The sequence below is a fragment of the uncultured Mobiluncus sp. genome (assembly GCF_947254095.1).
Classification (GTDB): Bacteria; Actinomycetota; Actinomycetes; order Actinomycetales; family Actinomycetaceae; genus Mobiluncus.
Genome location: NZ_CAMYBV010000028.1, coordinates 1 through 10,571, shown reverse-complemented (window position 1 = coordinate 10,571; position 10,571 = coordinate 1). Strand labels below are relative to the sequence as shown.

Annotated in this window: 10 protein-coding genes; 3 read left to right on the top strand and 7 right to left on the bottom strand. The window is 55.9% G+C overall.

The features are described 5' to 3' along the window. The 3 genes from Q0X47_RS08005 to Q0X47_RS07995 form a co-directional block, all read left to right on the top strand. Nucleotides 1-1,862: cell wall metabolism sensor histidine kinase WalK (locus Q0X47_RS08005; RefSeq protein WP_297724794.1), on the top strand; the 1,862-nt coding region annotated here is incomplete at its 5' end. 160 nt (nt 1,863-2,022) lie between these two features. After that, nucleotides 2,023-3,039: a hypothetical protein gene (locus Q0X47_RS08000; protein ID WP_297724791.1), complete on the top strand. Its 1,017-nt coding sequence runs from the start codon at nt 2,023-2,025 to the stop codon at nt 3,037-3,039. A gap of 147 nt (nt 3,040-3,186) precedes the next feature. After that, nucleotides 3,187-3,477, top strand: coding sequence for a WXG100 family type VII secretion target (locus Q0X47_RS07995; RefSeq protein WP_297724788.1), 291 nt, complete (start codon nt 3,187-3,189; stop codon nt 3,475-3,477). 108 nt (nt 3,478-3,585) lie between these two features. On the opposite strand, the gene Q0X47_RS07990 is transcribed toward Q0X47_RS07995, so the two are convergent. From Q0X47_RS07990 to Q0X47_RS07960, 7 genes are all read right to left on the bottom strand, one after another. Continuing rightward, a complete protein-coding gene (locus tag Q0X47_RS07990) occupies nt 3,586-4,128 on the bottom strand; it encodes a fibronectin-binding protein (protein WP_297724785.1) in 543 nt (180 codons plus the stop codon). A 652-nt stretch (nt 4,129-4,780) separates the two neighbouring features. Then, complete coding sequence (locus Q0X47_RS07985) at nt 4,781-5,857, bottom strand: restriction endonuclease (protein WP_297724782.1); 1,077 nt, start codon at nt 5,855-5,857, stop codon at nt 4,781-4,783. A 314-nt stretch (nt 5,858-6,171) separates the two neighbouring features. Then, nucleotides 6,172-7,797, bottom strand: a complete 1,626-nt coding sequence (gene groL, locus Q0X47_RS07980) for a chaperonin GroEL (RefSeq protein ID WP_297724779.1) — start codon at nt 7,795-7,797, stop codon at nt 6,172-6,174. A gap of 229 nt (nt 7,798-8,026) precedes the next feature. Further along, on the bottom strand, nt 8,027-8,647 hold the full coding sequence (locus Q0X47_RS07975) for a LytR C-terminal domain-containing protein (RefSeq protein ID WP_297724776.1): 621 nt from the start codon (nt 8,645-8,647) through the stop codon (nt 8,027-8,029). A gap of 92 nt (nt 8,648-8,739) precedes the next feature. Next, nucleotides 8,740-9,438 (bottom strand): uracil-DNA glycosylase, encoded by a 699-nt coding sequence (locus Q0X47_RS07970; RefSeq protein WP_297724773.1) that lies wholly within the window; start codon nt 9,436-9,438, stop codon nt 8,740-8,742. Between the two features lie 9 nt (nt 9,439-9,447). Then, entirely contained in the window at nt 9,448-10,362 is a 915-nt protein-coding gene (nadC, locus tag Q0X47_RS07965) for a carboxylating nicotinate-nucleotide diphosphorylase (protein WP_297724770.1), read from the bottom strand. Between the two features lie 42 nt (nt 10,363-10,404). Then, complete coding sequence (locus tag Q0X47_RS07960; RefSeq protein ID WP_297724797.1) at nt 10,405-10,554, bottom strand: hypothetical protein; 150 nt, start codon at nt 10,552-10,554, stop codon at nt 10,405-10,407. Between the last annotated feature and the right edge of the window lie 17 nt (nt 10,555-10,571).

Sequence of the window (10,571 nt, the reverse complement as noted above, 5' to 3'; positions counted from 1 at the left end):
AGTGGCAAGTGCGTCGAATAGGGAAACTGTGGATCTCCCTGGCCTTGGCCACGCGGCTGACCATCATTTTTGCCGTTGCCTTGGTAGCGGCGCTGTCGTTGGCTGGCACCGTAACGGTACTGTCACTTTCGTCGTACCTGACCAGCCAGCAGGACGCTCAGCTTTCCGCGGCCGCTAGGGTTATGGGTCCCAACGCCGCGAACCTCTCAGACACCACGGTGTTTTCCAACAACATGCCCAGTGATTACTACATCTACGTGCAGTTTGTGGGCTCTATGCACCGCACGGATCGCGAATTTATCACCCCGGCAACTAAGAACGAATCAGGCATTCCCCAACGGCAATACCTGCCAAAAAAAGCTGACATCCCCACGATAAACAACACTTCTTCGCTGGTCATGCCCGGAACTACGGTCCCTTCCACCAAGTCCGGTCAAAAGTGGCGGGTTCTGTCGATTTTGTTGACTTCACAGGGTAAAGTCGCCGGAGCCGCGACTGTCGGTCTGTCGATGACACCGCAGCGCAATATGCTCCAGGCCATCATTTTCACCATCTCAATCTCGACTTTGATTATCGCCATCATCGGCACTCTGATGACAAACTACCTGGTAGGGCGCGCTTTCCGGCCTCTGCATGAGATTGAGGGGGTCGCGAACAAGATTGCGGCCGGGGATTTGACCCAACGTGTTAAGAAAGCCCCTACCACCACCGAAGTGGGTTCCCTGGCGAACTCTATGAACGTGATGCTTTCCAACTTGGAACAGGCGTTCTCAGCGGTGGAGCTGTCCGAACGCAAGATGCGGCGTTTCGTCTCTGATGCATCCCACGAGCTGCGTACCCCTACCGCCGCGATTCGCGGTTATGCGGAACTGTCGCGCATGGGCGGAGTAGGCCCGGAGCGTCAGGCGGAGGTTATGGCGCGGATTGAGTCTGAGGCCACCCGCATGGGCAACATGGTGCAAGACTTGCTGACATTGGCGCGATTGGACGAACACCGTCCGATGACCTTTGAACGCACCGATATTACCGCTTTGGCGCGGAACTCTCTGTCGGATATGGCCGTGTTGGATCCGGAACGCGACATGCAGCTGCTGAACATGGAAGATGAGACGCTGGAGGAAGTTTACAGTGTCTATGCAACCGTGGATGCGGAAAAAATTTCCCAGGTCATTACCAATTTGCTGACTAACGTGCGTCAGCACACTCCGGCGAACACCCCCGTCGAGGTGGTGGTGGGTTACCATATGTGGCCTGATGAAACCGGGGTTCCCCTTAAGAATGCCGTGGCTTCAAAGATTCCCGCTTTCCAGCGTTGTGCGGTTATAGAGATTCGTGACCACGGTCCGGGGGTAGCTCCAGAAGACGCCAAAAAGGTCTTTGAGCGTTTCTACCGTTCCGACACGTCACGAGTGCGGACCACGGGCGGTACCGGACTTGGTTTGGCTATTGTCTCCGGTATCGTTTCGGCTCACAACGGTACGGTGGCAATGCTCCAGACTCCCGGTGGTGGTGCCACGGTACGAATCAAGCTGCCGTGCCAGGCTTCACACGTGGATTCTGAGGGCGAAAAGAACAATCCGGCCGCGAAGTTCGCTGCGGCTTCCGCCGCTATCAACAAAGCGTCCAACGCCAAGGAAAGTTCCCGGCAGGCTCCTGCCCCCGCTCGGAAAGCGCCAACCAGCGCCCCGAAGCCTCCGCGCATGCCTGTCGTCAGGCCGGTGCCCCCAATAGCGCGATCTGCCGTACCCATCCCGACGGTACAGCCAGCTCCTGCCGCGGTGCCTTCCCCTCGACCTCCTGCCAAGCCGGTTCCCAAACCGAAGGTGATTCCCCCGCCTCCGCCTCCGCCGCGTTCTGCATAGGTTCGGTTCGGGCATTTTTTCGACACCTGCGTGAGGGCTTTAGGCCGTGGTGTGTACCGTCCAAAGCTTCGGTTTTAGGCGAAAGTCGTTACTACCGAGATAAACAGTTATACTTGGTAGGTTGCTTTGGGTTTCCCCAAGCTGGCAGAGGATGATGTGTATGGCCGAGATGATACCGGCTTGGTTATTGGCGGGTTTTGCCCGTTCTGTCGCCGCTGAAGGCGGTACGGCTCCGCGGGACGTAGCCCAATCCGTAGGCACCGAGTTGGCCCAGCGGTGGATGGATCCGCAGCGCCATTTTCATAACCTGGAATATCTGAAAACCACCCTGGAAAACGTTGATATTCTCAGCGAACAGGCTCGTGACGTGGACGCTATCCGCCTGGCTGTGTGGTATCACGGTGCGATTTTTGACGTTTCCGAAGCGGCGGTGGAGCGCGGGGAAGCGGGATTGGACGTGTTGAGTTCCGCTGACTATGCTGCTGATTCTCTGGCTGAGCTGGGCGTTAGAGAGACACAGATTGAAAAAATCACGGAACTTATCCGTGGTTTACATCGCCATCAGGCGGTTGACGATATTGACGCCCAGGTGCTTTCCGACGCGGATTTGTGCATATTGGCTGCGGATCCGCAAGAATATCTCGAGTATTTGCAGGCCATTCGCCGCGAGTACGCTGCCTACGACGAAGCTCGTTTTATTGCTGCCCGTTCCAAAGTCATCGGCAGTCTGCTGAACCGTCCGCAGCTGTTTTGGACGCACGGGGCAGCGGGTTGGGAAGAACAAGCCCGCGAAAACTTGAGGGCAGAGCTGGAACGTTTGGAAAAAACCGGCACCGCCGGGTTAGAGATTGCCGGGGCGGAGACTGACTCTGCTGCCCAGACCGGCATGATTCCCACTGCGACCCCGGCCTCGGAACTGTCCCCCACTCCGGGGGAAGTCACCGCGACCGTTCCTGGGACCAAACCGGAAACCGAGGACTTGTCTGAAACCGCCTCGAAGGCTGAAGATGCGGAAGATATAGACGAATCTAACGAGATCAACCCTTATGCCCCTCCTGATGAGGCGGATTTGGGCTCAACCCTCGAAAACGTCGCCGAAGCCATGGATACGATGGTCATGAAAGCGCTTAAACCGTCTGAAGTTGGCCTCAAACCCCTTTCTGACGTGCAGGAATAAGGTTTTCCACAGGGCCCACAATTTCGGGGTTTTCCACAGGTAGATTTTTTGTGACTGGGCACCCTACGCGCATTGCCTTAGTTTGAGAGTGTGAAAACCAAAGTTTGGTTTTCCCGCGCTTAAGTGTTTCAAACGAAAGGAACTACCATGCAATTTCAAGTTGATAGCGATGCCGTAGCTGCTGCCGGCGCCCAAACTCGTGCCTGTGCTGAGGAAGTCAGCACCCAGGTTTCCGCGATGATGGCGAATCTGACCACCCTGCAGGAATCTTGGACGGGTGCCGCCTCGGCAGCTTTTGCAGCTCTCGCGGCTCAATGGCGCGCCACTCAGGCTACTGTGGAGGATAACCTCCGCCAGATTGGTTTGCAGCTGGATACCGCCTCCGCGAACTACGCCGAAACGGAATCGAACGCTACCGCGCTGTTTGCCGGAGCGTAAACGAATTCGGTTACATCGTATACCCCAAAATCTAAGAACTGAGAGACTCCTGGGAAGTCTCTCAGTTCTTAACGATGTATGGATTTTGCAAAAGGGTGTTGCCGCGGTTTAGCGGTTCAGGCCCAGGTTGATTTTCTTTCCGGTAACGATTGAAATCACGACCGCAGCCGCAACCCCGGCGCCCACGCACAGCAGCATGATAAAGATGAAAGAAACGACGCCGGGAATCGAGTCAATCGGGGAGGACACGAAGGCTTGTGGCGCGTTTGCGTTGATTGCCGAGATGGAGGTCTTAGTTTTACCGGTGGCATTTGCGGGAGCCTGCGGGGCCACATTGGCGTGAATCTGCGGTTCCGCGTTAGCTACGGAAGCCGGAGCCTGGGGATACATGACTTCAGGTCCAGCCGGAACATCGACGTCATTGCCGCCCGCGTTCAGTTCCGCGGTAGAAGGAGCCGTGGGGGCGGGAGATGCCGGGTTGACCACTACGTCGGAAGCGCCAGAGGGCATTGAATCGAGGTTCACGTGCTCCATCACCGTGCCGGCGGAGTCTTCGGATGCGTTCGGGGAAGGCAAATTTTCTGCGTACGCTGCCGGGGCGAAAGCCAATCCCAGCACCAGCGCCGCTGCCGTAATCAAAAACTTTTTCATCGCGTCCTGCCTCAGTTTCGAATTGCTATGTCCAGGGTTTTCCCAGTTCCTCACCACACGATTTTCCCAGGTTCCAAACCTAGAAATCCTTGCGGTTGTTAGTTAACATTGTAACCTCTAAAACATTTATCGGTAACCCCCCAGGTTTCATTAGGATTCTTTTCGGCTTTTTTGGGTAAATCTCAAGGTTTTTTCCGGTAGTTTTCCAATCCTTTGTAACAACATTCTCATCTTTGCCTGCTCAGCCGCGCCGCCGAGCTGACACGCCCGCGACCGATACAGGTTCCGGGGAGCAGTAAAAACCACCGAGGCGACCCCCTGAAAGCAGGGAATCGCCCCGATGAAAGTTATGCGTAACTCGAACGGTTCAGTACCGCTTTAGTACATGCCACCCATGTCGGAACGGATGTTAGTGACCATTCGCCCAGGGCTGTCTGTCACGAAGAGCGCACATAGTCTCCTTGGGAGAGTATAAGAGTAAAGGCGTGCACCCTTGGTTCCAACTGGTGGTTTAGGGTGTGTCCTGCTAACTCATCAGCAGCTCTCTTACAGCAAAGTTGTAAGAAGGTTCCCCTCTCCAACCACCCGGCGCATCGGATCTCTTGTGACGTTTGCTTTGGGCGGGTTGAATATCGCACCACCTCGTGTCTATTCAAAATGCCCTGTTAATGTCCGTAATTCCTGCGTCAATTAACATTTTCCCAAACTCTGTCCCTGTCACCAGACGTACATTGTTTTCCTGTGCCATCTTGATTGCTTCGTCTGAGAATTCGTCTGCTGTTGATATTACCCATGGAATGACGGTATGTTCATCAGAAAATACTTCGTGCTGATCTTTGTATTTTGAAATCTGTTCAACTGCCTCATTGAAGGTTGTACCATCGTGGAGTATTGCCTGAATATAGAATACGACTCTTAGGGTATCAAACTCGGCAACGATGTCAGCATCTGCCCCATCCCATTTGTCGGAGCTGTTTTTGCTGGGGCACCACGCGCGGGTTGCTCCGAGCTTTTCAAAATACCACTTAATCAGTAGCTCAAACTTATCGGGGTTAAGCTGCGTTTTAATTGCATCCAGTAGTCTGTTAGCCAATTCTTCAATAACTGTGGAGTACAGATTAATTGGAGACTCCGCGCTAATTACTTTCTGAACGTCCTCGGCAAGGTCGGAAATATCCGCATTCGTCTGGCGAATTTTCATTCTTGATGTTAGTTTGCTTTCGGCGTATTCATATCGGGACAGGTTCGCCTTTACAATCTCCACCTCGACCACAAAGCCTAGGTCAACTATTTTATCGTTTTCATACCGCCGAAGCAGCCCTTTCTGGTCACGAGTGATCCGGCTTTTATCTTCTGACAAAAATTCTGCGAAACCATCAAGTTCTGTAATGGATATGGGGGTTCCCTTGACCTTATAAATCGAAAACTTACCGTTAGACAAGGGAACAACGACAAAGTCATTTGGTGAGAATCTGAAAAATTTCCAAAGATTCCAACGCGAACGTGTTGCCTGATACCCATGCTCGCTCATTGCTGCTTCAAACCGCTGTTTATTGCCATCAGTAACGGTCTTTTCGATACCGCTGCCCGCAAGCCCACACCAGCCGATGGAAAGGTACCCTTTAGCAAGTAACTTGAGGGATACATCCCATTCATGTGAGACACGGTGAAGCCAGTATTTGCAATCTTGAGGTGTTTCTTTAGAAGAATGCGTTGTCATGGTACCCATATTTTTCCCTTCTAGTCTGGCAAATACGTATCAGCATTTTAGCGCATTCTAGAAATAATGATAGAGAAAATTTTGATTTTGTTATTGTCTCCAGTAATTTCAACGCCGGCTCTGCCGCATAATGTCGTGTCCTAGCGCGCGGGTAAGCACCCATGACCCATGGCAAGGGAAAACGGGAGCGGAAATCAAAGGAATCGGCACCCGCCAAACGCAGGTGCCGATTCCAGTTGCCCTATACTGTGCTTGATTTCTGACGTAGGTTCGCTCTTAAGCGCTACGAGAAATCGAGCAATTCCAAGGGGTTGTAGCGTCTCTTAGTACATGCCGCCCATGTCGTCGCCAGCCGGAGCCGGTGCCGGAGCCGGAGGTTCGGGCTTGTCAGCCACCACCGCTTCGGTGGTCAGGAACAGACCCGCGATAGAGGCCGCGTTCTGCAGAGCGGAACGAGTCACCTTCACCGGGTCAGCCACCTTGGCTTCCAACAAATCTTCGTAATCGCCGGTGGCGGCATTCAGACCCTGACCCTTGGGCAGGTGACGGACCTTCTCAGCCACAACCCCACCTTCCAGGCCAGCGTTATCCGCAATCTGCTTCAGCGGGGATTCCACTGCGACCCGCACGATGGCGGCACCGGTCGCTTCGTCGCCTTCCAGCTGCAGATCCTTGAAAGCCTCCGTGGCAGCCTGAATCAGAGCCACGCCGCCGCCGGGAACCAAGCCTTCTTCCTTGGCAGCCTTCGCGTTGCGCACAGCATCCTCGATGCGGTGCTTGCGTTCCTTCAGCTCCACCTCGGTAGCGGCGCCAGACTTGATGACGGCCACGCCGCCAGCCAGCTTCGCCAAGCGCTCCTGGAGCTTCTCACGGTCGTAGTCGGAATCGGTCTTTTCGATTTCCTGACGAATCTGGCGAATGCGAGCCTCCAGAGCGTCCTTGTCGCCAGCGCCGTCCACGATGGTGGTGTCGTCCTTGGTGACAACGACCTTGCGGGCGGTACCCAGCACTTCCAGACCCACGTTCTCCAGCTTCAGACCGAGGTCCTCGCTGACAACCTGGGCGCCGGTCAGGATAGCCATATCCTGGAGCATAGCCTTACGACGATCGCCGAAACCGGGAGCCTTCACCGCGACGACCTTCAGCGCACCGCGGATACGGTTCAGCACCAGGGTAGCCAGCGCTTCGCCTTCGATATCCTCGGCAATAATGGCCACCGGCTTGCCGGCCTGCATAACCTTTTCCAGCAGCGGCACCAAGTCCTTGATGGAGGAAATCTTGGTATCCACCAGCAGGACGTAGGTGTCCTCCAGAGCGGCTTCCTGACGGTCCGCATCGGTTACAAAGTAAGGGGAAATGTAGCCACGATCGAAACGCATGCCCTCGGTGACCTCGAGATTCAGGCCGAAAGTGTTGGATTCTTCCACGGTGATGACGCCCTCTTGGCCAACCTTTTCCATGGCCTCGGCAATCATTTCGCCGATGGTTTCGTCAGCGGCCGAAATCGAGGCGGTCGCAGCGATTTGTTCCTTGGTCTTAACTTCCACCGCGTCGGCGAGCAAACGAGCCACCACCGCGTCCACGGCCTTCTCGATACCGTGGCGCAACGCAATCGGGTTCGCGCCAGCAGCCACGTTGCGCAGGCCTTCCTTCACGATAGCCTGAGCCAAAACGGTCGCCGTAGTGGTGCCGTCACCAGCCACGTCGTCAGTCTTCTTGGCGACTTCCTTGACCAGTTCGGCGCCAATCTTTTCGTAGGGGTCAGCCAGGTCAATTTCCTTAGCGATAGACACGCCATCATTAGTAATGGTCGGGGCGCCCCACTTCTTTTCCAACACCACGTTGCGGCCCTTGGGTCCCAAGGTTACCTTGACGGTGTCAGCCAACAAATCCAGTCCGCGTTCCATGCCGCGACGGGCTTCTTCTGCAAAGGCAATCATTTTTGCCATTTATTACAACCTCCGCTTTTATAAGGTTCATGTGCGGCGAATGCCCGCGACGGACGGCTGGGGTTGTGGCGGTTCACGTCTCCGCGCGACCTGCAGCCTCATTCACCAACTTGTCACTCTGACATTGAGAGTGCTAACTCAATCTTGGCACTCTCGCCCCTAGAGTGCAAGTTTTAAACGTACGAGCCCGCACCACGAAGCTGTGCAAAAATCACTGACCCGGCTGGCCTTAGAGCCTGCCGACCAGCACAACCTGAATCTTGTCCAGGCCGTCTTTGGGCACAATCATGTCGATATTCAAAACCCGCTGCACCTCGCGCGCTTCCACCTCGCGGTCGGAGGGGTAATATATGGTGTTCACCGCGGGTTTGGTGCCCTGGAAGTTATCGGCAGACACTTTCGTAAAGCCATCCGCTGCCACTTTGTCCTTGATTTTTGCAGCCAGTCCGTTGATTCCCGAAGCGTTCAAGACACTCACGTTGATACTTTTATCGGCAGAAGGAGGCTCGGTAGTTTTTTCCGCAGCGGGCGGAGTAGTTTTGGTCGGTTCCTCGCTGGGTGCGACACTTTCAGTGGGTTTTTCGCCGGGTTTTTCGGTTTCAGAAGGGCTCGGGGTCGCCGCGGTGTTTGGGGTTTGGCTCATCTGTGGCTTATTCGCCGCATCGTTAGCAGTTGAGGGGTGCGACCCAATCAGGAGCAGCATGGCCCAAGCCAACAAGGGCGCGGCAATAATCACGATGACAAAAGGCAGAAAGCCGTGCCACCAGGGCTGACCAGGCCGGTGCGCGCCCTGGGGCAAGTTTTTCCCAATCCGGTCGAATTCATCCTCGGGGTATCGTGCTTCATCCACGTGTCTAGCTTACGGATTGCGTCGGTTTCCGAGCTGTTCCCACGCCGTTAATCCAACGAAAAGGTGAGAAAAACAGGTTCTTGACCGGCCGCTCACGGCAGGCGCCAAACTACCGGCTGGCCACCCTGGGCCACCAACAATTCATTGGCTCGTGAAAAGGGACGGGAACCAAAGAATCCTCGTGACGCTGATAGCGGGGAGGGATGAACCGACTCGAGGCACGGTACGTGGGGCATAAACTCTTTGGTCTTGCGCGCATCGGCACCCCACAAAATCGCGACCAGCGGCAGCCCTTGCGCAGCGTGATGTTTAGCGAGTTGGCGGATGGCGAACTCGGTAATAGCCTCCCAGCCTTGGCCTCGGTGGGAGGCGGGTTTGCCTGGCTGTACAGTCAAAGCCCGGTTTAGCAGCATAACTCCCTGATTTGCCCAGGGTCGCAAATCCCCCGAAGTTGGCAGGGGCAGGCCTAAATCTTGGTGCATTTCCTTAAAAATATTAACCAGCGAACGCGGAATTTCTGTACCGGGCATTACAGAAAATGATAGCCCCATGGCGTGACCGGGGGTGGGATAGGGATCTTGGCCGACAATCAGGACTTTCACCTGCGCCAAAGGATACTGAAAGGCGTGAAATACATTTTCTCCAGCCGGGAAATATCCCCGCCCCGCCGCCAGTTCAGCGCGCAGGAAATCTCCCATGGCGTGAATCTGGTCCTCAACCGGGGCCATAGTTTGCGCCCAATCCGGGGACATAATCCGTTCCAGTCCACCGCGATTCTCCCCTGTATTCATGGCCACTCCCTACATGTCCAGAGCCAGATCGAGAATGGGGGCGCTGTGCGTGAGGGCTCCCACGGAGATATAGTCCACTCCGCTGGCGGCCGTCGCCGCCGCATCGCGCAGCGTCAACCCCCCGCTGGCCTCGGTTTTCACTCCGTGCGGGGCAGCGATTGCCACCGCTTTAGCCATGGTTGCCGGGCTCATATTGTCCAGCAGAATCAGCCCTACCCCGAGAGCCGTCGCCTCTGTGACCTGTTCCAAAGTGTCGCATTCAACTTCCAGGGGAATCTGGGGGGCATGAGCCCGTACCGCCTGCACCGCGGCCGCCAACGAACCGGCTGCGGCAATGTGGTTGTCTTTAATAAGCGCTGCGTCCCCCAGCCCCATTCGGTGATTTTCCCCGCCACCGCAACGTACCGCGTACTTTTGCAGCACGCGCATACCGGGAATCGTTTTGCGCGTGTCACGCACCCGAGCTTTTGTACCTGTCGTTCCACTTTGACCGGGGGCAGCGGTAATAGCATCCACGTAAGCCGCCACCGCAGTCGCCACACCGCTGAGCTGACTGGCCAGGTTCAACAGGGTCCTCTCGGCGGTCAGCATAGTCCTGGCACCAGCGGTTATCTCTAAAATGACATCGCCCGGCTCGACCCGTGCCCCGTCCTGGCGGCGCATCGTGACCCGCGGTGTGGGGGCGCCGGTCTTTTGCGCCAGCACGAAAGGCACCGCGGCGGCGATAGGAACCCCCGCCAGGCATCCCGGCTCGCGAGCTACCATCCGGGCTTGTACAGTGAGGGAGTCATCAAAAATGGCATCCGTGGTGACGTCCGGCCCGTAAGCCAAGTCTTCGTCCAAAGTCGCCTCAATAAAGTCCGTGACCTGGCGCGAATCTAACTTCGCTGCCGCTAAAGCGCTGGTGATTTCTGTTGGTAACATCGTTTTCTCTCTCCTTTATCGCGTCTGGCTCGCGCCGTGAGTTCAGACCGAGGTCTCGCTGACTTCCAGGGAGGTTCCGTCTGAGCCCAGCTGAACCTCCAGATGCTTGCGCCACTCCTCGCGACGGTGCGGGAAATCCGTTCGCCGGTGGGTGCCGCGGGATTCTTCTCTGGCCAAGGCCGGTGCCACCAGGGCTCGGGCTACCAGCG

Coding starts and splice junctions, on each gene's coding strand:
- Q0X47_RS08000 (WP_297724791.1), top strand. CDS start 2,023: ATGGCCGAGATGATACCGGCTTGGTTATTGGCGGGTTTTGCCCGTTCT.
- Q0X47_RS07995 (WP_297724788.1), top strand. CDS start 3,187: ATGCAATTTCAAGTTGATAGCGATGCCGTAGCTGCTGCCGGCGCCCAA.
- Q0X47_RS07990 (WP_297724785.1), bottom strand. CDS start 4,128: ATGAAAAAGTTTTTGATTACGGCAGCGGCGCTGGTGCTGGGATTGGCT.
- Q0X47_RS07985 (WP_297724782.1), bottom strand. CDS start 5,857: ATGGGTACCATGACAACGCATTCTTCTAAAGAAACACCTCAAGATTGC.
- groL (WP_297724779.1), bottom strand. CDS start 7,797: ATGGCAAAAATGATTGCCTTTGCAGAAGAAGCCCGTCGCGGCATGGAA.
- Q0X47_RS07970 (WP_297724773.1), bottom strand. CDS start 9,438: ATGAATACAGGGGAGAATCGCGGTGGACTGGAACGGATTATGTCCCCG.
- nadC (WP_297724770.1), bottom strand. CDS start 10,362: ATGTTACCAACAGAAATCACCAGCGCTTTAGCGGCAGCGAAGTTAGAT.